The sequence below is a fragment of the Streptomyces sp. V4I8 genome, assembly GCF_041261225.1.
In the GTDB taxonomy this organism is placed as follows: domain Bacteria; phylum Actinomycetota; class Actinomycetes; order Streptomycetales; family Streptomycetaceae; genus Streptomyces.
In genome coordinates, this window is sequence record NZ_JBGCCN010000001.1 from 339,322 (window position 1) to 362,629 (window position 23,308).

General features: G+C 65.2%; 18 protein-coding genes and 6 pseudogenes. 18 read left to right on the top strand and 6 right to left on the bottom strand.

The features are described 5' to 3' along the window. Positions 1-111: 111 nt before the first annotated feature. The 3 genes from ABIE67_RS01650 to ABIE67_RS01660 form a co-directional block, all read right to left on the bottom strand. Positions 112-1,611, bottom strand: a complete 1,500-nt coding sequence (locus ABIE67_RS01650) for a pyruvate, phosphate dikinase (protein WP_370252225.1) — start codon at positions 1,609-1,611, stop codon at positions 112-114. 127 nt (positions 1,612-1,738) lie between these two features. Beyond that, complete coding sequence (locus ABIE67_RS01655; protein ID WP_370252230.1) at positions 1,739-2,650, bottom strand: hypothetical protein; 912 nt, start codon at positions 2,648-2,650, stop codon at positions 1,739-1,741. A gap of 884 nt (positions 2,651-3,534) precedes the next feature. Beyond that, positions 3,535-4,515, bottom strand: a complete 981-nt coding sequence (locus ABIE67_RS01660) for an acyltransferase domain-containing protein (RefSeq protein ID WP_370252233.1) — start codon at positions 4,513-4,515, stop codon at positions 3,535-3,537. A gap of 445 nt (positions 4,516-4,960) precedes the next feature. Between ABIE67_RS01660 and ABIE67_RS01665 the strand changes: the two genes are divergently transcribed. Next, on the top strand, positions 4,961-5,293 hold the full coding sequence (locus tag ABIE67_RS01665) for a transposase (RefSeq protein WP_370252237.1): 333 nt from the start codon (positions 4,961-4,963) through the stop codon (positions 5,291-5,293). Between the two features lie 5 nt (positions 5,294-5,298). On the opposite strand, the gene ABIE67_RS01670 is transcribed toward ABIE67_RS01665, so the two are convergent. After that, positions 5,299-6,551, bottom strand: a protein-coding gene (locus tag ABIE67_RS01670; RefSeq protein WP_370252242.1) for an IS3 family transposase whose coding sequence is annotated in 2 segments (ribosomal slippage) — positions 5,299-6,269 and positions 6,269-6,551 — 1,254 coding nt in all. Because the reading frame shifts where the segments join, the coding sequence is not laid out codon by codon here. Positions 6,552-6,610: 59 nt separating this feature from the next. Here ABIE67_RS01670 and ABIE67_RS01675 point away from each other — a divergent pair. From ABIE67_RS01675 to ABIE67_RS01700, 6 genes and pseudogenes are all read left to right on the top strand, one after another. Continuing rightward, a complete protein-coding gene (locus tag ABIE67_RS01675; RefSeq protein ID WP_370252244.1) occupies positions 6,611-7,531 on the top strand; it encodes an IS3 family transposase in 921 nt (306 codons plus the stop codon). A gap of 53 nt (positions 7,532-7,584) precedes the next feature. Further along, positions 7,585-7,902 carry a transposase gene (locus ABIE67_RS01680; RefSeq protein WP_370252246.1) on the top strand — a complete coding sequence of 106 codons (318 nt, stop codon included), beginning with the start codon at positions 7,585-7,587 and terminating at the stop codon, positions 7,900-7,902. A 2-nt stretch (positions 7,903-7,904) separates the two neighbouring features. After that, positions 7,905-8,258 (top strand): IS3 family transposase, encoded by a 354-nt coding sequence (locus tag ABIE67_RS01685; RefSeq protein WP_370268020.1) that lies wholly within the window; start codon positions 7,905-7,907, stop codon positions 8,256-8,258. Between the two features lies 1 nt (position 8,259). Further along, positions 8,260-8,784: an IS3 family transposase gene (locus ABIE67_RS01690; RefSeq protein WP_370268057.1), complete on the top strand. Its 525-nt coding sequence runs from the start codon at positions 8,260-8,262 to the stop codon at positions 8,782-8,784. 85 nt (positions 8,785-8,869) lie between these two features. Continuing rightward, entirely contained in the window at positions 8,870-10,345 is a 1,476-nt protein-coding gene (gene istA, locus ABIE67_RS01695) for an IS21 family transposase (RefSeq protein ID WP_370252248.1), read from the top strand. Next, positions 10,261-10,893: pseudogene (locus ABIE67_RS01700) on the top strand (IS5 family transposase); the annotation flags it as partial. The gene istA and the pseudogene ABIE67_RS01700, both read left to right, overlap by 85 nt. Here ABIE67_RS01700 and ltrA read toward each other — a convergent pair. Continuing rightward, positions 10,883-12,313 carry a group II intron reverse transcriptase/maturase gene (ltrA, locus tag ABIE67_RS01705; protein WP_370252167.1) on the bottom strand — a complete coding sequence of 477 codons (1,431 nt, stop codon included), beginning with the start codon at positions 12,311-12,313 and terminating at the stop codon, positions 10,883-10,885. The pseudogene ABIE67_RS01700 and the gene ltrA overlap by 11 nt on opposite strands. A 776-nt stretch (positions 12,314-13,089) precedes the next feature. Between ltrA and ABIE67_RS01710 the strand changes: the two genes are divergently transcribed. The 6 genes and pseudogenes from ABIE67_RS01710 to ABIE67_RS01735 form a co-directional block, all read left to right on the top strand. After that, positions 13,090-14,274: an IS701 family transposase gene (locus ABIE67_RS01710; RefSeq protein ID WP_370252250.1), complete on the top strand. Its 1,185-nt coding sequence runs from the start codon at positions 13,090-13,092 to the stop codon at positions 14,272-14,274. A gap of 417 nt (positions 14,275-14,691) precedes the next feature. Beyond that, positions 14,692-15,917 (top strand): IS3 family transposase gene (locus ABIE67_RS01715; RefSeq protein WP_370268061.1). Its coding sequence is split into 2 segments (ribosomal slippage): positions 14,692-15,004 and positions 15,004-15,917, totalling 1,227 coding nucleotides; the frame shifts between segments, so codons are not numbered across the junction. A gap of 104 nt (positions 15,918-16,021) precedes the next feature. After that, positions 16,022-16,261, top strand: a complete 240-nt coding sequence (locus ABIE67_RS01720; RefSeq protein ID WP_370252252.1) for a transposase — start codon at positions 16,022-16,024, stop codon at positions 16,259-16,261. A gap of 568 nt (positions 16,262-16,829) precedes the next feature. Continuing rightward, positions 16,830-18,032 (top strand): cytochrome P450, encoded by a 1,203-nt coding sequence (locus ABIE67_RS01725; protein WP_370252254.1) that lies wholly within the window; start codon positions 16,830-16,832, stop codon positions 18,030-18,032. 13 nt (positions 18,033-18,045) lie between these two features. Next, positions 18,046-18,240: a ferredoxin gene (locus ABIE67_RS01730; RefSeq protein ID WP_370252259.1), complete on the top strand. Its 195-nt coding sequence runs from the start codon at positions 18,046-18,048 to the stop codon at positions 18,238-18,240. Positions 18,241-18,572: 332 nt separating this feature from the next. Continuing rightward, a pseudogene (locus ABIE67_RS01735) lies at positions 18,573-18,827 on the top strand (ATP/GTP-binding protein); the annotation flags it as partial. A gap of 38 nt (positions 18,828-18,865) precedes the next feature. Here the strand turns inward: ABIE67_RS01735 and ABIE67_RS01740 are convergent. Further along, positions 18,866-20,091, bottom strand: a protein-coding gene (locus ABIE67_RS01740; protein ID WP_370252264.1) for an IS3 family transposase whose coding sequence is annotated in 2 segments (ribosomal slippage) — positions 18,866-19,779 and positions 19,779-20,091 — 1,227 coding nt in all. Because the reading frame shifts where the segments join, the coding sequence is not laid out codon by codon here. 67 nt (positions 20,092-20,158) lie between these two features. Here ABIE67_RS01740 and ABIE67_RS01745 point away from each other — a divergent pair. The 5 genes and pseudogenes from ABIE67_RS01745 to ABIE67_RS01765 all read left to right on the top strand — a co-directional run. Further along, positions 20,159-20,704: pseudogene (locus ABIE67_RS01745) on the top strand (ATPase, T2SS/T4P/T4SS family); the annotation flags it as partial. A 64-nt stretch (positions 20,705-20,768) separates the two neighbouring features. Then, positions 20,769-21,995 (top strand): annotated as a pseudogene (locus ABIE67_RS01750) (IS3 family transposase). A 38-nt stretch (positions 21,996-22,033) separates the two neighbouring features. Then, positions 22,034-22,201 (top strand): annotated as a pseudogene (locus ABIE67_RS01755) (ATP/GTP-binding protein); the annotation flags it as partial. A gap of 24 nt (positions 22,202-22,225) precedes the next feature. Further along, positions 22,226-22,876, top strand: a complete 651-nt coding sequence (locus ABIE67_RS01760) for an integrase core domain-containing protein (protein WP_370268066.1) — start codon at positions 22,226-22,228, stop codon at positions 22,874-22,876. Positions 22,877-22,901: 25 nt separating this feature from the next. Next, positions 22,902-23,009, top strand: a pseudogene (locus tag ABIE67_RS01765) (IS5/IS1182 family transposase); the annotation flags it as partial. Between the last annotated feature and the right edge of the window lie 299 nt (positions 23,010-23,308).

Genomic DNA, 23,308 nt, shown 5'->3' on the forward strand with positions numbered 1-23,308 from the left:
CCATCGCCGTCCCTGGGTCGTCCTGGTCGACGGAGCCCGCCACCAGATCGACCTGAGGTCTCCGGGGCATCCGAAGTACCAGCGGCACGTCGAAGCGGCATTGTCGATGACTCACAACCGGTCACGCAACGCGAGCAACTCGATCAGTGACCGCGGTTCCGGCGTCCGGCCTCCATCCCGCTTGGCTGCCCAGGTAGAGAGCGTCTCAATCACTGTGTCCTCAATAGCCTGAGTGCCCTGCGGTGCTGATGGGCGAATGACTCCAGCGTGAATGCGCCCGGTGCTGCCGTCGACGGTGACGCGCTGGCCTGCCAGCTGGCCACTGGTACCTTCTCCACATCCCACCACGCATGGCAGGCCAAGCTCCCGGCAGACCAGTGCGGCATGGGATGTAGTGCCGCCATGTTCGGTAACTACTGCCGTGGCCGCGAACATCGCTGGTACGTCGTCGGGTGAGGTCGATGGGCGAACCAGCACCACTGGTACACCCTGTTCAGCCAGTCGCATTGCCTCGCCAGCGTCTGTGACTGCAATGCCGGAACCGATGCCGGGGCCGGCTGCGATGCCTTGGCTCAATGCGACCGGTTCATGAGCGATCACGGACTCCTCGGCGAGTTGCCGGGCTTGGTCGACGGTGATTCGGTCCAGCGCCGTGGTCTCCGTGATCGCTCCTTCAGCCACCATGTCGACGGCGATCCGCGCAGCTGCACGCGCCGACCGCTTGCCGACCCTGGCCTGGAGCAGGTAGAGCCGCCCGGACTCTATGGTGAACTCGATGTCGACCATGTCACGGAGGTCCGCTTCGAGCTTGGCGGCAAGCTCGGTGAGCAGTCGGTAGTTTTCGGGTTGCTCCTTGGCCAGTACAGCCACTGGCATAGGCGTGCGTTCGCCGGACACCACGTCCTCGCCCTGCGCATTGGAGAGCCACTCGCCGAACAGCCCGGGCTCACCGGAGACCGGATTGCGGCTGAACACGACACCCGTCCCGGACCGGTCGTCGCGGTTGCCGAACACCATGGCCTGCACGGTAACCGCTGTGCCGAGAAGATCCTTGATCCCGTGCCGGTCTCGATAGGCCGTTGCACGTTCGGAGAACCACGACTTGAAAACGGCGCCGATTGCTGCCCGCAGCTGTTCATGCGGGTCCTGGGGCGGGAGGGTGCCAACAGTAGCAGTGTAGTTGCGACGAAACCGCTCCCAAGTATCGGCCGCCCAGCGCGCGTCCCCCGTCTCCGCAGTGAGCACGTCGCGCAGGTGCTCGGTGAGGCCGAGGTTCAGTACCGTATCCATCATGCCGGGCATGCTGCGCGCGGCCCCGGATCGGACGGAGACCAGCAACGGCGATCCCAGGCTGCCGAACCTGCGCCCTAAGGCTTGCTCTAGGCCCGAGAGATTGGCAAGCACCTCCTGCCACACCGTTTCGGGCAGAATCTGCCCAAGACGGTGATACACCGGGCAGATGTCCACAGGGATCGTGAAGGCCGGGGGAACCGGCATGCCCAGCGCTCTCATACGGTTCAGGTTGTGGGCCTTGCCGCCGACGAGCGCGTTGGGCAACTCCCTTCTCCCGTCCAGCACGAGCACAGTACCCCTATGTTCTTCCGTGGTCATCTGGTCTCCCGGACGCATTGGTGGAATGGACGGGACAGGTGGCATAGATCGCCCGCAATGACACCGGACCATCCAGTACCGACGGCATAACCCCGTACCTTGGATCTGCCAGATCGACATTCCTCAACTAGTTCACATCGGCGGGGCAGGAGCCGATTGAGTGCCGGCGACCCACGTCCAAATTTGCCGCTGACTCCGTTGGTGTGATGGGCTGGCCTGGATCATAAATACGCAAGCCCTTACGCGATCGCAGCGCATTGAGGCGGTCCCAGACGATGGCGGCGTTGCGTTGCCGTTCGTACGGCAGGAGTCTTTTGTAAAGCTGGTTCAGGGATTGGTCGACGCGGGCCGAGCGGACGTAGCTGCTTTGGGAAAGGAACCTCTCCCAACGGTTGCAGGCTTCATCCAATTGCCCGTCAGACAGAAGCATTTCGCCGAGCTGGAAATCGGTGAGCGCGGAGGATCTGCGTTCGCAGAGTTCGCGGCTGTGAGCGGAGGCGCGCAGTGACCGCAGCGCCTCTGGGCGCATTCCCAGGGCCAGGAAGGCTTGTGAGCGTTGATATTCGAGGGCGGCACGCGGATAGAATGCGAAAGGCCCCGAAGAGCCGTCAGATTGCTCCAGTGACGTTTCGGCCGCTGCCAGCTCTCTGATGACGGAGCGGCGTTGTCCATCGTAAGCGTGCGTCACGGCCAGCTGGCTGAGGAGGAATGCTGCGGTAGGCCCGCACGCATTGGTTCCTGCCACGGCCACTGCGGCTTCCGCGAGTGAGAGTGCTTGGCGATGATGACCCAGCTCGAGTGCCTGGGCGCTCATTGCACGGAGGACGACCGCGTACATCACTGGGTTCCCTGCGTCTTGGGCCAAAGCAAGTGCCGCGTGATAGTAAACTTGAGCCAGCCCGTGGTGGCCGGCATCTGCCGTCATCCTGGCCAGCAGATAGGTGAGTTGGGCGGTTGAGTTGAGCAGCTCGCGAAGGAGGGGGGCCGGGGCGTATGCCGCAAGTACGCGACTCACGTCTTCGGCCAGGTAGGCGGCCACGGCTGTACGGCCATGCCTTCCTCCGAAGTTTTCTGCCTGATCAGCGATAATCCTCACTACAGTTTGGATTGCTTCGATGTCTTCTGGGGCGGCTCGATATTTGGCCCCTCGGACCCCACTAGACGATAGCCTGTGATTCCCGCCGGGCATTGGCACAGTTGTCAGAATGTAACCAAACTGCGTAAGGGCCGCTCGTTCTGCGGAGCGGGAGTCTAATCTGGCAACGGTCATGAGTCGCTGTAGTGGGTCAATCTGCCTGAGGTGGTCACGTAAGCTGATCCCGGAATGCGTCGAGATCTTGGTCAGGCCCGTTTCTTCGGTGGTCACCAGCCTGCCAATGCGACGGCTGAACGCTGCAGCAACCAGAGCGACAACGGCGCTCGTAGGTTTGGATCCTCTGAGCCAGTGAGCGACCGAAGTCCTGTCGTATTTAAGTCTCATTGACTGGATGTCACCCAACCTGTTGACTTCAGTGGCCAGCTCTCCCGCGTTCCACTCCGCCTCCATGAGCAGTGCCCTGAGATTGTCATTGCGACCGTGACCTGACACATCTGGCCTCACTATCTCATCATCAGCGGTTTCAAACCCAAAGCGCCGTCTTCTCGGCAACTCAGGGAAACGAATTAACTTACTTGAAGAATGTTAAGAATTCAGATTTCCATCGGCGCGACCGGCAGATCTGCTCGGTAACTCGGGACAGTCGCAGGCGCTGGTGCGCGTTTGACAGCCAGCCGGGTATTCCTGGTCCATCGGGCGGTAGGTCTGACCGGGGCACGAAGAGCAATCCTGGTAAGTGGAATGGCCAAGGCGCCGCCGGCGCGACATCCAAAAGCAGGAACAGCCCTGGGATTTTATCCTGCGGGCGCAGCGGCGGATGGAACCGATCAACGCACTGCATCATCAGCAGCAGGGCCGCTCACCAACTGCCGAGGGGATTGCCAGGGGAAGCTTTCGTCGGCGAGGGGTGCAATGGCGCATATGCCGGTTACCCCCTGCGGGACGCTACGAGTGATGGAGGCACCGGTACCGGCCTCCAGCAATAGCGCACCATTGTTAGGGCAGATTGCCGCAATCGTTCGGGGCAGGTGTGCCGTCTTGGTGATGACCTGAGATAGTGCGTGATGAATGTCCTCGTCCTGACGGTACGCTCGGCCGTGTGTGGCCGAGATAGCAGGGACACGCGGCGGTCGTGCCGGGTATGCGCGTGCGACAGATTCGAACTCTGCTGCTGCGGCGGCCAGTTCAGGGTGATGAGCATAATAAGGCAGCTTGATCCTTCCTGACGCCATCCCCCAGCGTTCCGCAAGTTGCTGGACTACCATAAGGGAGGCCGATGAGCCGGCGACCACACATTCATCCGGGCCATTTACGCAGCCCAGCGCCAATCGTTCATCCCCTAGTTCGGCCAGGAGCCTTGTAACATCCTTCTCGCCAGCACGGAGCCAGACCATTCCACCGATGTTCCGTGGAAGGACGCGAGCAAGAGCCACAGCCATTCGAGCTCCGTCAGTTACCGTGAAGACTCCAGCGGCGACTAACGCAGGGATCTCGCCGAAGCTCACCCCGGACAGCATGTCGGGGGGCAGACCAGCCTTGCACAGAGCAACATGCACCGTGATGCAGCACGCATAGAGAGCGGCCTGATCCGTACCTGCAGGGGCCGAAGCAGGAATGTTCTGCTGGGCGGGTGCCCACAATAGCTGCTGCAATGGAGGTATGCCGAGGTCCTCAACAGCAGCGTCCACTTCGGCGAACACCTGAAGTGCTGCCCTATGTAGGACAGGTTGCCCTCGCAGCGCCTTGCGGAGTGCGTCCAGCGATAACGTCCCCTGACCAGGAAAGACGTGTACAACTGTGGGATACACGGGGAAAACTACCTCTCATGTTCGCCTCGGTTTACGGGAATTACTCATTGGCCGGGCAGGCGTGAACCATGTTGTTGAATTAAGTGCCGATTCATGTCGTTCGTTTGACGCTTCTTTAGTAGCTCGTGGACGGAGTGACGCTGGAGGAGAACTCGCGTCCGGCCGTATCACCACTTCCGACACTTTCATGGAGGCACCTGTGTGCCGTGAGGGCAATGGCCATCGCTTCATGGAGGTGTGAGTGCGTTGAAGCGACATGCTTCATGGATCCCAGGCGGGCAGGTGCAACGGAGCATTGGTGGCTGGGCGACGGTGGCCGCCAGCAGAAGTAGGAGATCAAGACACGGGAATCTGCAGGCCAGGTGACCTTCCCCTCGTACCGTGGAGTCGTGATGAGGTTCCCCTCATAGCGTGGAGTCCGTGATACCAGGGGAAGTTGAGGTTCATGGGGTCCAAGCAACAGAAGTACGACGCCGAGTTCCGTGAAGGTGCTGTACGCATCGTGATCGAGACGGGCAAGCCGATCCCGGAGGTCGCCGAGGATCTCGGAGTGCATCCGGGGACGCTGCACAGCTGGGTCTCACGCTGGAGGAGGAACGGCTCGGCCTCCTCCGACCGGCCCGCGCCCGCCGCCTCGGGCGGCCGGCTGCGGGAGGGTGAACGCGCTGAGCTGGAGCGGCTGCGCCGGGAGATGAACGAGAAGAACAAGCGCATCCGCGAGCTGGAGATGGAACGTGACGTCTTCAAACAGTGCATTGAACCGCCCCGGGTTCCATAGAGATCTCAGACTGTGGTTGTGACCTGGGGTTTCGTGAGTTCCGTGTAGTAGTTGGCTTCGTATTCGACGGGCGGGACGTGGCCTATCTCACCGTGGAGTCTTCGGTGGTTGTACCAGTCGGCCCACTCGGCGGTGGCCAACTCGACCTGGGAGAGCGTCTTCCAGGGCCGCTGGGGCTTGATCAACTCGGTCTTGAACAGGCCGATCGTGGACTCCATCAGGGCGTTGTCGTACGCGTCACCGACGGATCCGATGCTCGCCGCGATGCCGGCGGCGTCCAGGTGCTCGGCGAGCTTGAACGATGTGTATTGCGACCCGGCGTCGGAGTGATGGATCAACTCTCCGGGCTGAATGGACTGTTGGTCGCGATCGCGTTGCCAGATGGCCATCTCCAGGGCGTCCAGGACAAAGACGGTCTCCTTCACGGTGGCCGCGGACCAGCCGACGATCCGGCGGGAGAAGGTGTCCACGACGAACGCGACATAGACGGTCGCAGACCAGGTCTTCACATGGGTGAAGTCCGCCACCCAGCACCGGTTCGGAGCCGCGGCGACGAAGTCGCGGTCGACCAGATCGGGGGCCCGCTGGACCTGTCCGCCGGGGATCGTGGTGATGACGCGTTTGCCGCGCACCGCGCCCTGGATACCGAGCTCGCGCATCAGGCGCTCGACAGTACAGCGGGCCACCGCATGTCCCTGCCGGTTCAGCTCTCGCCAGATCTTCCGGGCTCCGTAGACACGGTAGTTGGACGTATAGACGTCCTGGATCCTCTCCTTGAGTGCCTCGTCACGCACCGAACGGGCGGAGGGCGTCTGGAGGCGCTTGTTGTGGGCGTAGTACGTGGAAGGGGCGATCTTGCAGTCGTGTGCGGTGAGCGTCCTGCAGATCGGCTCGACCCCGCCGAAGCGGTCCCGGTGCTCGTCGATGAACGCTACGAGCGCGTGTGTGGCCGGTCGAGCTCGGCCGCGAAGAAACTCGCCGCGGCCTTCAGGATCTCGTTCGCCCGCTTCAGCTCGGCGTTCTCCTTCTTCAGCGCCTTGAGCTGGGTGGACTCCTCCGTCGTCGTCCCCGGACGCTGCCCCGCGTCGATCTCCTGCTGCTTCATCCAGTTCCGCAGAGTCTCGCGGGAGCCGATACCGAGCTTGTTCGCGACCGCCTGCAAGGCGGCCGTCTCGTTCGGGTAGTCGTCGCGCACTTCGGCGACCATGCGCACCGCGCGACGGCGCAGCTCAAGCGGGTAATGGGAGGGTCGTGCCATGACTCAATCCTTTCACGGAATCGAGTCTCTACCTGACACGGGGCGGTTCACATGGCCTTGTGGGTGAAGTAGCTGCCGCGGACCCGGCCCGGCTGGCCGGGGTGATCAGCGACTGCAAGGCCGAGAAGAACATTCCGCACACCACGTCCTGCCGGGTGCTGGGCGTGAGCGAGTCGTGGTTCTACAAGTGGAAGGACAGGCCTGTCACCGCCCGCGAAGTGCGGCGCGGACAGCTGGCCGAGGCCGTCCGGCGCGTCTTCGACGCCTCGGGCGGCACCTACGGCTCACCGAAGGTGTGGATCACGCTCGTCAGGCAGGGATGGCGCGTCTCGGTGAACACCGTCGCGAAGACCATGGCCGAGCTGGGCCTGGCCGGACGGAAGGTACGCCGGCGTCGCGGGCTCACCCGCCCCGGTAGGCGGGCCGCGGCGCCGGACTTCGTGCGCCGCGACTTCAGCGCGGATGCCCCGGACCAAGTCTGGTGCGGCGACATGACCGAGATCGTCACGGGTGAGGGCAAGCTCTACCTGGCCACGGTGATCGACCTGTTCTCACGCCGCCTGCTCGGTTACGCGATGGGCGCTCGCCACGATGCCGAACTCGTCGTGGCCTCACTGCACATGGCCGCAGCCACCCGCGGAGGCGACGTGAAAGGCGTGATCTTTCACAGCGACAGGGGCAGCGAGTACGTCTCCCGCCGGTTCAAGCGGGTCTGCCGCCGTCTCGGCGTGACCCAGTCCATGGGACGCGTCGGCTCATGTTTCGACAACGCCGTCAGCGAGGCATTCAACAGCGTCCTCAAGGTCGAATACATCTACCGGCACACCTTCGACACCCGTACCGAGGCCCGGCTGAAGATCGCCACGTGGATCACCGGCTTCTACAACACCCGCCGACTACACAGCGTATGCGAGTACCACAGCCCGATCGACTACGAACATAAGCATCGGACCGGCTCCGCCCTGGAGCTGGCCGCCTAGAAACTCTCCACACAACGAGGGGATTGACATGACCATAGGGGTAGTTGAGGGTCATGGTGGAGAAGCGACGGAAGTACGATGCCGAGTTCCGTGAGGGTGCGGTGCGGATCGTGCTGGAGACCGGGAAGCCGTCTGCGCAGGTGGCGCGGGATCTGGGGGTGCATGAGGGCACGTTGCAGACGTGGGTTCACCGGGCGAGGGCCCGTGTGGACGCGGAGGCCCGCGGCGGGCTGGACGAGTCCGAGCGCGGGGAACTGCAGCGGCTGCGGGAGGAGAATGCCCGGCAGCGCAAGGAGAGCGCTGAGCTCGGGATGGAGCGCGATGTCCTCAAGCGATCGGTGGTCCTCTGGGTGAAGGAGGCGACGAAGTGACGATGGCGGGCTTCATCGCCGACCAGCAAACCAGGCACAAGGTCCCGCACACTCTGGCCTGCCGGGCATGGGGCGTGTCCAAGTCCTGGTTCTACAAATGGCGCCGGCGCCCCGGACAGCCGACGAAGTCCGAGGTCAGACGGGCTGCGCTGGCCGAGCGGATCGTTTACTTCTTCCGCAGGTCGGGCAACACCTACGGCTCGCCCAGGATCACGCTGGACCTGTGGTCCGAGGGCTGGAAGGTCTCGCAGAATACCGTCGCCCGGCTCATGGCCGAGCTCGGCCTGCAGGGCCGCAAGCCCCCCGTGCCGGCGAAGGAACCTGACCCGGCAGGGCAAGCGCAAGGCCGCCCGTGACCTGGTACTTCGTCGCTTCGATGCGGTCGCACCGGACGTGTTGTGGTGGGGCGATATGACCGAGATCGAAACCGGCGAGGGCAAGCTCTGCCTCGCGAGCGTCCACGACGCATTCTCCCGACGCGTTCTCGGCTATGCGAGGGGTCCTCGGCACGAAGCGCCCCTGGTCAGCGCGTCGCTCCAGATGGCCGCCGCGACACGCGGCGGCACCGTGGACGGAGTGATCCTTCATTCGGACCGCGGGTCGGAATATACGAGTGAGGCGTACAACGCGCTGTGTGACCGTCTTGGAGTGGTGCAGTCCATGGGGCGTGTGGGGTCGGCCCTGGACAACGCGGCCGCGGAGTCGTTCCACTCGTCGATCAAGGTCGAGTACATCCACCGGCACCGCTTCGCCACCCACACCGAGGCCAGGCTGAAGATCGCCACGTGGATCACGGACTTCTTCAACACGCGCCGCAGGCACAGCGCCGCCGGCGGGCTGCTGTCGGCGTACACACGATCGTCCCCGGTCGCGTACGAGTGAAAAGGGACGCTTGATGGTGCGGTGAATCGTGGTGCCCGGCACTCTGCTGCTTGTCCGGTGAAGGGTGGCGGAGGGCGGTGGCGCGGTGGTTTTGGACCCGCAGCGCTGGCTGGAACTGCGGCGGTTCCGTGCTCTGGTCGAGTCAGGAGCGGTCAGTCTGACGGAGGTGGCCAGGGAGACTGGGCTGGACCGCAAGACGGTCCGCAAGTATCTGTCGAGCACGGCGGCGTCGGTGCCGCCGAGGCAGACGTCGAATGGACGGCCTCGGAAGAAGGTGGTCGACGAGGTTGCGCCGTTGATCGACGCGATGCTGCGGGCAGAGATCCTCATCAAGGGCGCCATGGTGCACGAGCGTCTGGTGAAGGAGTACAGCTCGACGATCAACTATCAGCGGGTCAAGCTGTATTTGCAGGAGGCCCGGCCGCGGATCGCGGGTGAACTGGGGATCGAGCCGCGGGAGTTGGCGGGTATGCACCGCCGCTTCGAGGTGGTTCCCGGGGCCCAGGCTCAGGTCGACTGGGGCGATGAAGGCAAGATCCTCGCCCACCTGGGAATCCCGAAGGTCTACTCATTCCATATGGTGCTGTCGTACTCGCGCGACCCGTTCTGCTGCTTTACCACGAGCCAGGACCTGCAGACCTTCTTCGACTGCCACCGGCGGGCGTTTGTGCACTTCGGCGGGGTGCCGATGTCGATCGTCTACGACCGGACCAAGACCGTTGTGCGCCGGCACGTCGCCCCGGGCGAGGCGGTGCCTCTGCATCCGGAAGCGGTCGGCTTCGCAGGCCACTACGACTTCGACATTGACGTGCTGGCCGCCTACCGGCCCACCGGGAAGGGCCGGGTCGAACGCCAGGTGTTGATCGTGCGTGATCACGTGCTGGCCGGGCGGGCGTTCTCCTCGCTCGAGGAACTGGATGCCGCCTTCATGGCGTGGGTGCCGCAGCGACGCGCCCGCACCCACGCCACCCACCACGAGGTCATCGGGCACCGGGCCGCCCGGGATCACGCCGCCCTCAAGCCGTTGCCGCCGTCGCCCTATCTGGTGGCCGAGCGGCATCTGCGGCCGGTCGGCAAGGACTGCCTGGTCGCGTTCGGCGGAAACCTCTACTCGGTGCCCGCCCGCAAGGTCCGCCCACGTCAGCTGGTCGAGATCAGGGCGACGAAGTCCCAGGTCATGCTGCACACGACCGTTCCCGATGCCAGCGGCGAGACCCTGCTGTCCAGCCATCCGCGGGCGGTCGGCCGCGGCGTGGTTGTCAAGCAGGACGAGCACTGGGACGGCCTGCCGACCGGCAGGAACCGCCGCACCACGACTGGCGACGAGCCGCCACCACCGCGGAGCGAGTCCTCCGCGTCCGGTCGCATCGGGCCGTTGCAGGCCCTGTTGAACCGGTCCGCCGCAACCCAGATCGAGGTCGGGAGGCGGCCGCTGTCGGTCTATGACGAACTGACCGGCAACCGCATCCGCACCACAGCCGACAAGCTCGGCCTGCCCCACCTCGCGGAAACGGGCGGGAGGAACGACGACGCGTCCGGCGTCGGCGAAAACTCCGGCTGAAGGCCGCCCTCCTGGGACGCTCCAGGGGCGGGCAGACCAGCAAGGTCCACCTCGCCGCCGACCGCAAGTGCCGCCCGCTGGCGTTCGTGCTGACAGCGGGCCAGGCCGCGGACAGCCCGCAGTTCATCCCCGTGCTCAAGCAGTTACGGGTCCGCGGGCCCGTCGGCCGCCCCCGCACCCGGCCGGAAGCGGTCGCCGCCGATAAGGCCTACTCCTCCCGCGGGAACCGGACCCACCTGCGCAGGCGCGGCATCAGGGCAGTGATTCCGGAGAAGAAAGACCAGGCCGCAAACCGGAAGAAGAAGGGCTCCGCAGGCGGTCGACCCGTCAGCCACGACGCCGCCCTTTACAAGGAGAGGAACACCGTCGAGCGTCTGATCAACAAGCTCAAGGCCTGGCGAGGCATCGGTGAGGTCGACTCGGGGCGCCCTGCTGGTGTTTCCACCAGTGGGTTTCTCCGAGCCGCCTCCCGAACCCGGCGTGCCCGTCTCCGGGCACCGGGCTCTCCGCAAATCCCGTTTCGGGGTGTTCAGTTCCTCATGCCGTAATGGGCCACGGGGTCGGGATGAGTGTTCCCCGGTATCGGTATCTGGTCGTGCTTACCTTTGCCGGGTTGAACAGTTCCCCTTCCTCCGTGGCAGGCCACCAGCCACCGCCGTAATAGCGTCGGCGGAGCTGCTTCCAAGTGATCCCGGGATGCTTGCGCCGGATCCATCGTGTCACCCTCATCCACGTGTAGTGGCTGAGGTAACAGAAAGCGACGTTTGACACTCCGGGACGGAAGTACGCGCACCATCCTCGCAACACCGGGTTCAGCCGGTGGAGTAAGGACTCCAGCGACAAGCCGACGTTCTGCCGTCCAGTCAGTTCCTTCACCTTGGCCGTTGCGGAACGCACTGATTTCCGTGCCGGATAGGTGTAGATGTACTGCCGGTCAGTGCCCAGTTTCCGGTGCCGCTGGATGCGCCATCCGAGAAAATCGAGGCCCTCGTCAATGTGCGTGATCTTTGTCTTCTCCACCGACAGGCGAAGGCCCACCGGCTTCAACGCCTCCGCGACCTCATCGCGTAATTCCTCGGCGTGCTCACGGCGCCCGAAGACAAGCACGAGGAAGTCATCCGCATACCGGACCAGCCGGTAGTTGGGCAATCCCCGGCGCCGTCTCCTGCGCCGATCCTCGGAGGTGCTGTCTGGTCCTCCGGGGGTCTGGGCGATGTGCTCGTCCAGGACCGAGAGAGCGATGTTGGCCAGCAGCGGCGACAGGATCCCGCCCTGCGGGGTCCCAGTGCGTGTGTCCGTGAAGGCCCCGTCCCGGGACAGGATCCCGGACTTCAAAAACGCCCTCACCAAGGACAACACCCGCTTGTCCCCGATTCGATTCCGCACCCGCTCCATGAGGGCCGGGTGCGAGATCTCGTCGAAGCACGCCGTGATGTCGCCCTCCACCACCCACTCATATCCGTGGCTGGCGAGATAGCGAGTCTCGGCGATCGCGTCATGAGCCCGGCGGTTCGGGCGGAACCCATAGGAACACGGGAGGAAATCCGCTTCGAACACCGGCTCCAGCACCAGTTTCAAGGACGCCTGGACCACTCGGTCCGCCACGGTCGGAATCCCAAGACGACGAAGCTTGCCATTCGCCTTGGGAATCATCCGCTCGCGCACGGGAACCGGTCGGAAGCTGCGGTCTCTAATCTGAGTCCGCAGCCTGCCGAGAAACATCTCGACTCCCTGCCCGGCCTCGATGGAGCGTGCGGTCTTCCCATCCACTCCGGCCGTGCGGGCACCCTTGTTTCCCCGGACACGGTCCCACGCCACCAACAGGAAGGCGGGATCGGCCACGAGGTTGAACAGATCGTCGAACCTGCGATGAGGATCATCAGCAGCCCAACGGTGCAGCTTGGTCTGGATCTCCAGTACCCGGCGTTCGGCCTTCATCAAGGCCCATTCCAGCTCGTCGGTATTCACCGGCGACAGCCTCCCGGCATTCCAGTTTCCTTACTGCTGACTTGCTGGCCCCCTTCCCCATGTGGCCGGCTCTCCCGGCCTCGGAGTACTACGGGGCCTCCGTCCTGCCCGACGACCATCAGCCGGCGATGGGCCTGCCCTTGACCGAACTGGACGTCCGGTCCTTGGGCGACCGCGGGCAGTTCCCACGTTCACCACGGAATCGATCGACGGGTGAGGTGCCCAGCTCTACCCCGGCAGCATCGCCACGCTTACGCCGCAGGCTTTCGGCGTGGCCTCCCCACCGATACGTGGAGTCGGCTTCGGAGTCGACCACCGGCCAGCGGTGGTCGTGCACTGCGTCCGGCCCATATCCGCCAGGTTGGAGCCGGTGTCGTAATTACGGGGCGTCAAGCACTGATTCCTCGCGTGCACCTTCCCGTCTCGCTAGCCGGACCCGGACCGTCTGGCAGTGCCAATCCGTCCCGACGTTGTCGGGGCTGCTTACCGCTCGACTCGGCATCCCCCGAATCGAACTGCCCCCAGCTTCAGCCAGATTGCTGCGACAACCCGGCGGTGAAGGTCTCTCACCTCACTCGATTCCATGGCGCCTCGTGGCGCACCCACCCGATACGACAAGACCCCAGACAGCTACCTCGCCGGCCTCCACCTACGAGCCTCGATGATCTGGATCAACTACCTCACCCGGCCCACCAGCTGATCACGACTCGATACGCGCCCTAGTACTGCAACGGTCTTTGCCGTGACTGCTGGCCAGTTCAGTCGTTGGTGTTGTTATGGGTGGGGACCTTGCTGGTGTCAGGTTGTGGGCGGGGGAACTGGGTGCTCTGCATGAGCGGTTCGTGCACCGGTTCAACCGGGAGGAGCCGCGTCAGTCGGCGCTGGCTTACATGCGTGGGCTGGTTGCGCCGCTGGAGCGGAAGAACGGCTGGACGCTGGCGGAGGAGGCCGGGCATACGGGTCCCGATCGCATCCACCGGCTGCTGAACCGGATCGAGTGGGACGCCGACGAGGTCCTGGCCGACGTACGCGACTACGTGGTGGAACACCTCGCAGACCGCGAGGCCGTCCTGATCGTCGATGACACCGGCTTTCTGAAGAAGGGCGTCCGTTCGGCCGGGGTGCAAAGGCAGTACTCCGGAACGGCCGGCCGCACCGAGAACTGCCAGATCGGTGTGTTCCTCGCCTACGCCACCGGCCGTGGACGCACTCTGATCGACCGCCGTCTGTATCTGCCCACCTCCTGGACGGATGACCGGGAACGGTGCCGGCGGGCGGGCATCGACGACAGTGTCGCCTTCGAGACGAAGGTGGCCATGGCCAAGGCGATGGTCCGCCGGGCCATCGCCGACCGTATCCCGTTCGGCTGGGTGACGGCGGACGCCGCCTACGGCTTCAGCAAGGGCTGGCGGTTCGAGCTGGAACAGGCGGATGTCTTCCACGTCATGGCCACCACCCGGCACGACACCGTCGTCACCCGCTGGTCCATCGACCACCCCGTCCACGACCTGTTTCCCGGCCTGCCGCGGCAGAAATGGAAACGCCGTTCCTGCGGTGAAGGAGCCCACGGCCGGCGGATCTTCGACTGGGCCCGCGTCGAGGTGCGGCCCTGGCACCGCGAGGACCGCCGGCACTGGGTCCTCGCCCGCCGAAGCGTGAGCAGGCCCGAGGAGATCTCCTACTACATCGCCTACTGTCCCGCCGACACGACGCTGGACGAGCTGATCCGCATCGCGGGCAGCCGCTGGGCAGTCGAGGAATGCTTCCAGACCGCGAAGCAGGAGTGCGGCCTGGACGACTACCAGGTCCGCCGCTACCCGGGCTGGCACCGCCACATGACCCTGGCCATGGCCGCCCACGCCTGTCTGACTGTCCTGCGGGCCCGCCAGCTCGACACGGACAAAGCAGAAACGGATCCTCCCAGCTCATCCACCTCAGCCTCGCCGAGATCCGACGCCTGATCACCCGCCTCACCAACCGCCGCCCCACCCCGGCCGACCACATCCTGCACTGGTCAACCTGGCGCCGACGACGCCAGCACCAAGCCCGCATCAGCCACTACAAACGACGCGGACACAGCCCCTGAAAACTGCCCAGCAATCAGAACAAGCACCGTTGCAGTACTAGTGCGAAGGGTCAGGCCCTCCGCCCGGCACGCACAGAAGCTCACCGCCCTGGAGAAGCGCACCGGCTTCAAGTACGCGATCGTCGCCACCAACATCCGACACCTGTGGGGCATCGGCGGCTCCCACCAGCCCCAGTTCCTCGACGCACTCGCGCGTTCCCACGCCACCGTCGAGGACCGGGTGAGGGACCCTCCCCCTGAGTGGTGGACACCTTCGATCAGCCCCGGTGAGGGGCTGGCAGGAGGATCACTTATGGTGATGAAGGTCTATTCGCCCGAGTTCAAGGCCGACGCGGTCGCGCTGTACCACTCGGACCCCGACCTTACGATCGTGCAGGCCGCCCGCGATCTGGGGATCAACCCGGAGACGCTGCGGAACTGGATCCGCGCCGACCGCGCCCGCGCCGACAGCCCCACGAAGAACACGAAGGACACACCGGTGAGCAAGGCCACGAAGGAAGAACTGGAGGCCGAGTTAGCGGCCCTGCGCAAGGAGAACGCCGCCTTGCGGAAGGACAACGCGACCCTGGCCACGGAGCGGGACATCTTGCGTAAGGCGACGAAGTTTTTCGCCGCGGAGATGAGCTGGTGAGTCGCTGCCAGTTCATCGAGGACCACCGCAAGACCTTCAAGGTCACGCGACTGTGCCAGGTGCTCGAAGTGGCCCGCTCCACCTACTACAAGTGGCGCGAGGCCCGCGCTGCCCGGGCCGAGCGCGAGCAGGCCGATGAGGTGCTGGCCGGCAAGATCCGCACCATCCACACCGACTCCGGCGGCACTTACGGCGCCCCGCGCATCACCGCCGAGCTGCGGGATACACACGGCATGGAGATCAATGAGAAGAGGGTCGCCCGCGTGATGCGCAAGTTCCGTATCGCCGGCTTCCGCCTGCGCAAGAAGGTACGTACGACTGTCCCCGAGCCGTCGGCCACGCCCGTTGCGGACCTGTTCCGACGCAACTTCTCGGCGCCCGCGCCAAACCAGAAGTACATGGGCGACATCACGTATCTGCCTGGCGGCGATGGCGAGCATCTGTATCTGGCGACCGTCATCGACTGTTTCTCCCGCCGCGTGGCGGGCTGGTCGATCGCCGACCACATGCGCACCGAGCTCGTCGCCGACGCACTCAGGATGGCCGCCGCCACCCGCGGCAGCCTCGAAGGCGCGGTCTTCCACAGCGATCACGGGGCGCAATACGGGTCGCGCCAATTCGCTGATCTCTGCGCTGAGCTGGGCGTGACCCAGTCCATGGGCGCGGTCGGAACGAGCGCGGACAACGCCGCCTGCGAGTCCTTCCACGCGTCCCTCAAACGGGAGATCCTCCAGGGCGCCCGGCGCTTCGACGGGGCCGAGGCCTGCCGGCGCACCGTGTTCCGCTGGCTGACGCGGTACAACACCTGGCGCCGCCACTCGGCGAACGGACAGCTCAGCCCCGTCGCCTACGAACAGCTGTCAGCTACCCTGACACTCGCCGCATAACGAAACGAACAGGTGTCCACCCCTCGGGGGGAAGGCCCGAGAGCCGACAAGGCGATGGGCCTGCGGAACCTTCCAGCAAGAAGTGGCAGGTCAACGCCGCATGGATGCTGGCCCCGAACCTCGGCCACGACCTGGACTGCTGGGTCCGCCTCCTGGCCCTGCACGACGTCGAGGACCTGGCACTCGCCGAGCCTGACACCATGCGCCACCGCCTCTACAGCATCCCGGCCCGTCTCGTCCGACACGCCCGACACCGCTGGCTCCGCCTGGACCGCACCTGGCCCTGGGCCGACGCATTCGCCCTGGCCTGGCAGCACCTCACCCGACTTCCGGCCCTCAGCTGACGGCCGGCCACCATCCCGACGAGACGGAAGGAGAGCAGACCCGGGCCAGTGGAACCCGGCGCCCCCGCAGCGTCACGCGACCGCCCGCTTCACCGGCACCGAGGACAAACCGGGCACCCCAGCCGAGACAATCACCGCCGACCGGACGCTGAAGGATCGAGGCCAAGCGCTGCCCGCTATCCACCCACAGCACCAACTCGGCCTTCGGCCGCCCCATATGAGCCATGCCGCAGGCCTCCGCACATGGAAGAACTCCTGACTTCCCATACGATGCCGAGCGTGAGTAGATCATCAAAGCGCGACGCCAAAGAACAGTAGTCTTCAACACGTTCACGTGTATGGGGGCGCAAGCCCTATCTTCAGTCGCTTCTTCTCGCTTGAATGAACAGGATCTTTTCTGACTCTTCGTTCAGAAGTTGAGCCGATACCGACGGGAGCAGCCGCAAGCGCGTCCCGGACAGAAACTGCCCGCACCGCCGATCTGATCGAAGCTTCACATGTCTCTCCATGGACGCGTCCTGTATCCATGGATATAGGCAGGACGCACTCTTCGTCTGCGAGGTCTTCCATGCCGGAAACGGAACCTGTGCCATTCCCTCAGGACCGGACCTGCCCCTACGCCCCCCCGGCCGGCTACGACCCCCTTCGCGCCACCCGCCCGTTGAGCCGGGGCACGCTCTACGACGGACGTTCCGTCTGGCTGGTCACGGGGCACGCACTCGCCCGCTCTCTGCTCGCCGATCACCGTCTGTCGACCGACCGCAACCATCCCCACTTCCCCGCGCTCGCCGAGCGGTACGTCGAGACAAGTAGGCCAAGGCTCGCGCTGCTCGGCGTCGACGACCCGGAGCACCGCGTTCAGCGGCAGATGGTAGCGTCCAGGTTCACCCTGCGGCGTGCCGTCGAACTGCGCCCGCAGATCCAGCAGATCGTGGACGGACGGCTCGACGCCATGATCGAGCAGGGTCCGCCCGGCGAACTCGTGTGCGCCTTCGCATTGCCCGTGGCGTCGATGGCGATGTGCGCACTGCTCGGTGTCCCCTACACCGACCACGACTTCTTCGAGCAGCAGTCGCGTCGGCTGTCGCGCGGTCCCCGTCCCGAGGACGTCGAGGACGCGCGCCATCAACTGACAACGTATTTCGGTGAGTTAATCTCGCGCAAACAGAAACAGGCGGCACCGGGCGACGGCGTCATGGACCAACTAGTCCACCATCAGCTACGCAAGGGAGAGGTGGACCCCGAGTACGTCATCGCGTTGGTGAGCCGCCTTCTGGTCGCCGGTCATGAGACGACTGCCAACATGATCGCGCTCGGCACCTTCACCCTGCTCCAACACCCAGATAATCTGGCCGAGTTGAGCAGCAACCCCAAGCTGATGCCCTCCGCGGTAGAGGAACTGCTGCGCGTGCTGTCGATCACGGACGGGCTGATGCGCAGGGCGACGGAGGACATCGAGGCAGGCGGCACGACGATCCGGGCGGGCGACGCCGTGGCCTTCGCCACCTCGGTCATCCACCGCGACGAGGACGTCTACCCTGACCCCGACGCTCTCGACTGGCACCGGTCCGCCCGCCATCACGTGGGGTTCGGCTTCGGCATCCACCAGTGCCTGGGCCAGCACCTGGCCCGCGCGGAGATGGAGATCGCTCTGCGAAGCCTCTTCAAACGCCTGCCGGCGCTGCGCCTGGCTGCCCCGGCGGACGAGATCCCCTTCAAGCCCGGCGACACAATGATCCAGGGGATACTGGAACTCCCCGTGACCTGGTAAGGGGCTGCAGGCCATGCGCATCGACATCGACAAGGACGTCTGTATCGGCGCTGGCCAGTGCGCCCTGGCCGCCCCCGGCGTCTTCACTCAGAACGACGACGGCTTCAGCACACTGCTCCCGGGCCGCGAGGACGGCAGCGGCGACGCGATGGTGCGGGAGGCAGCCCGGGCCTGCCCTGTGAGTGCCATCACCCTGTCCGAGGGCTGAGGACCAGTCGGCAAGCTTTCTCGGGCTGCTTGAAGCCAACGAGCCGATGTAAACCGGCCCGATATCTGACCCCACCGGCTCCCATATAGTCGTGGCCCGCGACTGGACGGACGCGGAACTTCAGGAAACGCCCAGTTTATAGAGGTGGACACCGATTCGGTAGCCCCCCTGTGGCAATCCCCTGCGATCGTGGAGTCTTTGTCTATGCGGCTTGAGTCCGTGAATGGGCCTCAGCGCGCTTCTGATTGATGATCTGTTCGAACTCGATTGGTGGCAGCTGTCGGCGTCCTCTCCCTTCGGGCCGGGCCGGTACGTTTGAACGTCCCCAGTTGCTGTACGACTTGCTCTACCGGGCCGGCCGGTTGCAGCCGTACCTGGACGATGAGCGGGTCGAGGACATCATCATCCAGGGCCCGCACGAGGTGTGGCTTGACTACGGGGACGGCGAGCGCCGCAGGGTCGGGCCGGTCGCGGAGTCGAAAGAGGAACTGCTCGAGCTGCTGCGGGAGTTGGCCCGGGGCTCCGGGCACAGCGAGCGCACGATCTCCACCGCGCAACCGACGCTAGCCCTGTCGTTGCGGGACGGCGGGCCTTCCCCCCGAGGGGTGGACACCTGTTCGTTTCGTTATGCGGCGAGTGTCAGGGTAGCTGACAGCTGTTCGTAGGCGACGGGGCTGAGCTGTCCGTTCGCCGAGTGGCGGCGCCAGGTGTTGTACCGCGTCAGCCAGCGGAACACGGTGCGCCGGCAGGCCTCGGCCCCGTGGAAGCGCCGGGCGCCCTGGAGGATCTCCCGTTTGAGGGACGCGTGGAAGGACTCGCAGGCGGCGTTGTCCGCGCTCGTTCCGACCGCGCCCATGGACTGGGTCACGCCCAGCTCAGCGCAGAGATCAGCGAATTGGCGCGACCCGTATTGCGCCCCGTGATCGCTGTGGAAGACCGCGCCTTCGAGGCTGCCGCGGGTGGCGGCGGCCATCCTGAGTGCGTCGGCGACGAGCTCGGTGCGCATGTGGTCGGCGATCGACCAGCCCGCCACGCGGCGGGAGAAACAGTCGATGACGGTCGCCAGATACAGATGCTCGCCATCGCCGACAGGCAGATACGTGATGTCGCCCATGTACTTCTGGTTTGGCGCGGGCGCCGAGAAGTTGCGTCGGAACAGGTCCGCAACGGGCGTGGCCGACGGCTCGGGGACAGTCGTACGTACCTTCTTGCGCAGGCGGAAGCCGGCGATACGGAACTTGCGCATCACGCGGGCGACCCTCTTCTCATTGATCTCCATGCCGTGTGTATCCCGCAGCTCGGCGGTGATGCGCGGGGCGCCGTAAGTGCCGCCGGAGTCGGTGTGGATGGTGCGGATCTTGCCGGCCAGCACCTCATCGGCCTGCTCGCGCTCGGCCCGGGCAGCGCGGGCCTCGCGCCACTTGTAGTAGGTGGAGCGGGCCACTTCGAGCACCTGGCACAGTCGCGTGACCTTGAAGGTCTTGCGGTGGTCCTCGATGAACTGGCAGCGACTCACCAGCTCATCTCCGCGGCGAAAAACTTCGTCGCCTTACGCAAGATGTCCCGCTCCGTGGCCAGGGTCGCGTTGTCCTTCCGCAAGGCGGCGTTCTCCTTGCGCAGGGCCGCTAACTCGGCCTCCAGTTCTTCCTTCGTGGCCTTGCTCACCGGTGTGTCCTTCGTGTTCTTCGTGGGGCTGTCGGCGCGGGCGCGGTCGGCGCGGATCCAGTTCCGCAGCGTCTCCGGGTTGATCCCCAGATCGCGGGCGGCCTGCACGATCGTAAGGTCGGGGTCCGAGTGGTACAGCGCGACCGCGTCGGCCTTGAACTCGGGCGAATAGACCTTCATCACCATAAGTGATCCTCCTGCCAGCCCCTCACCGGGGCTGATCGAAGGTGTCCACCACTCAGGGGGAGGGTCCGGCTCCCGCCTTCAGGCGATCACCGGTCTGGGACCCATGACGTATGCGGTCATCCGCCGGCACCGCATCTCGCATGCCGGCCTGGACGATCTGGTGCGGCTGGGCACGATCGATCCGATCCTGCGGGAGTTTCTCGGCGCGTGCGTACGCGCCGAGAAGAACATCATGATCGCTGGGAAGCAGAAAGCGGGGAAGACGACGCTGCTGCGGGCGATGCTGAAGGAGTTCGACCCGGAATGCCGATTCGCCACCATCCAGACCCAGGACGAACTTTTCTGCCACGCCAACGACTACCACCGGCAGGCGGTCTCCCTGGTGGGCCGCGAGTCCAACGGGGAAAAGGACGTCACCGGACGAGGTGCAGGTGAGGTCACGCTCCTGGACCTGATGCATCCCGCGTTGCGGATGTCGCTGGAGCGGATCGTGGTCGGTGAGGTCCGCGGGCCCGAAGTCGTCGCCATGATGCAGGCGTTGACGAACGGGTCGGGCGGCAACCTGTGCACGATCCACGCGCGTCGCCCGGACATCATCTTCGACCGGATGGCACTTCCCCCGCAGTGGTGGACACCTTCGATCGGCCCCGGTGAGGGGCTGGCAGGAGGGACCACTTATGGTGATGAAGGTTTATTCGCCCGAGTTCAAGGCCGACGCCGTCGCGCTGTACCACTCGGACCCCGACCTCACGATCGTGCAGGCCGCCCGCGATCTGGGGATCAACCCGGAGACGCTGCGGAACTGGATCCGCGCCGACCGCGCCCGCGCCGACAGCCCCACGAAGAACATGAAGGACACCCCGGTGAGCAAGGCCACGAAGGAAGAGCTGGAGGCCGAGTTAGCGGCCCTGCGCACGGAGCTGAAGACGGTGCGCAAGGAGAATGCGACGCTCGCCCAGGAGCGCGACATCCTGCGCAAGGCCACGAAGTTTTTCGCCTCCGAGATGAGCTGGTGACGAGCCGCTTCCAGTACCTTCGAGGACCATCGCGAGACCTTCGAGGTCAAGCGGCTCTGCCACGTGCTGGACGTCGTCCGCTCCAGCTACTACAAGTGGCGCTCTTCGCGTGAGGCCCGTGCCCATCGCGAGCGGGACGACCAGGTCCTGGCCGACAGGATCCGGGCCGTGCACACGGACTCGGACGGCGCCTACGGCGCCCCACGCATCACCGCCGAGCTCCGCGACACCCACGGCATGCACATCAACGAGAAGAGGGTCGCCCGCGTCATGCGCAAGTTCCGCATCACCGGCTTCCACCTGCGCAAGCGCATACGCACCACCATCCCCGAGCCGTCGCAGACGCCGGTGCCGGACCTGTTCAAGAGGGACTTCACCGCTGCCGCGCCGAACCTGAAGTACATGGGCGACATAACGTATCTCCCCGTCGGAGACGGCGAGCACCTCTATCTCGCTACGGTCCTGGACTGCTTCTCACGCCGGGTGGCGGGCTGGTCGATCGCCGATCACATGCGCACCGACCTCGTTGCCGACGCGCTGAAGATGGCCGCCACCCGTGGCAGCCTCGACGGCGCCATCTTCCACAGCGATCACGGGGCGCAGTACGGATCCCGTGAATTCGCCGGCCTCTGCCGGGAGTTGGGAGTCACCCAGTCCATGGGTGCCGTCGGGACGAGTGCGGACAACGCCGCCTGCGAGTCCTTCCACGCGTCTCTGAAACGGGAGATCCTCAAGGGAGCACGGCGCTTCGACGGGGCCGGCGCCTGCCGGCGTACCGTCTTCCGCTGGCTGACGCGGTACAACACCTGGCGCCGCCACTCGGCGAACGGACAGCTCAGCCCCGTCGCCTACGAACAGATGTCAGCTACCCTGACACTCGCCGCATAACAAACAAACAGGTGTCCACCCTTCGGGTGGAAGGCCCGATCGCCGAGCTTTACGCGCTGGCCCAGGGCAATCTGTCCGAGCAGCTCGCCTACCGGCAGACCGCCAACGGCCTGGACTTCATCGTGTATGTCGGCATGACGGACGAGACGCAGATCGGCGGCCGCCGTCACCGCTACGTCTCCCACGTCCTGGAGCTCACCGGGGTGGCCCGGTGCACCGTTGAGCGGCTGATGCGCGAGCTGGGGATCGCCGGCGCGGTCCGCGGCAAGCGCGTGATCACCACGATCCCGGACCCGAACGCGGAGCGAGCCCCGGACCTGGTGGACCGCGACTTTGTCGCAAGGGCACCGAACCGCTGCTGGGTTGCCGACTTCACCCACGTGAAGACCTTCTCCGGGGTCGTCTACATCGCGTTCGTGTGGACACCTTCTCCCGCCGGATCGTCGGCTGGTCCGCCGCCGTCACCAAGGAAACCCGGCTCGTCCTGGACGCCCTGGACATGGCCCTGTGGCAGCGCGACCGGGACGGAATCCCGCACAGAGGGCGAGTTGATACATCACTCGGATGCCGGGTCGCAGTACACATCGTTCGCGCTGGCCGAGCATCTGGACAAGGCAGGGATCGCCGCGTCGATCGGCTCGACCGGCGACGCCTACGACAATGCGCTGATGGAGTCCACGATCGGCCTGTTCAAGACTGAGCTGATCAAGCCCGGCCATCCGTGGAGGACTCTCTCCCAGGTTGAGCTGGCCACTGCGGAGTGGGTCGACTGGTACTGCCACCGCCGACTCCACGGTGACATCGGGCACGTCCCGCCCGTCGAATACGAGACCAACTACTACCGAGAAGCCACGAAACCCCAGGTCACAGTCACGACCTAGAGTCTCGATCGAACCCGGAACGGTTCAGCGACGCAACACGATCGAGCGCTGCTTCAACCGGCTCAAGGGCTTCCGCGGGATCGCCACCAGATACGAGAAGACCGCTACTTCCTACGAAGCGGCGGTCACCCTCGCATGGCGCTGTGCGGTCGGTGGTGGAGCCAGGCGCCTGTCGACGGCCAGAACACGCGACGGGCTACAACTCCCCCCAAAGCAGGGCACGGCACGCCGCCAGAGTTCTCAAGGGATCACGGCGCGATAGTGCAGGCTCGCTCCCTCACTCCCTGCTCATATCTGCTGAACTTAAGACGGCGTGGCACAGCCACCATCCCGCACGGGCGGGCGGAGTCGGAGCCGAACCGTCGCCGACCATAGGGCCCCCAGCGGCCTGCAAGCTCCTCCGTCACACCAATAGACCGATAGCTCGGGAAT

What these genes read in the sequence shown, in the direction of transcription:
- ABIE67_RS01650 (WP_370252225.1), bottom strand. Translation starts at nt 1,611, where the DNA reads ATGACCACGGAAGAACATAGGGGTACTGTGCTCGTGCTGGACGGGAGA.
- ABIE67_RS01725 (WP_370252254.1), top strand. Translation starts at nt 16,830, where the DNA reads ATGCCGGAAACGGAACCTGTGCCATTCCCTCAGGACCGGACCTGCCCC.
- ABIE67_RS01760 (WP_370268066.1), top strand. Translation starts at nt 22,226, where the DNA reads ATGCGCGAGCTGGGGATCGCCGGCGCGGTCCGCGGCAAGCGCGTGATC.
- ABIE67_RS01685 (WP_370268020.1), top strand. Translation starts at nt 7,905, where the DNA reads ATGGCGGGCTTCATCGCCGACCAGCAAACCAGGCACAAGGTCCCGCAC.
- ABIE67_RS01730 (WP_370252259.1), top strand. Translation starts at nt 18,046, where the DNA reads ATGCGCATCGACATCGACAAGGACGTCTGTATCGGCGCTGGCCAGTGC.
- ABIE67_RS01680 (WP_370252246.1), top strand. Translation starts at nt 7,585, where the DNA reads ATGGTGGAGAAGCGACGGAAGTACGATGCCGAGTTCCGTGAGGGTGCG.
- ABIE67_RS01720 (WP_370252252.1), top strand. Translation starts at nt 16,022, where the DNA reads ATGCTGGCCCCGAACCTCGGCCACGACCTGGACTGCTGGGTCCGCCTC.
- ABIE67_RS01710 (WP_370252250.1), top strand. Translation starts at nt 13,090, where the DNA reads ATGGGTGGGGACCTTGCTGGTGTCAGGTTGTGGGCGGGGGAACTGGGT.
- ABIE67_RS01665 (WP_370252237.1), top strand. Translation starts at nt 4,961, where the DNA reads ATGGGGTCCAAGCAACAGAAGTACGACGCCGAGTTCCGTGAAGGTGCT.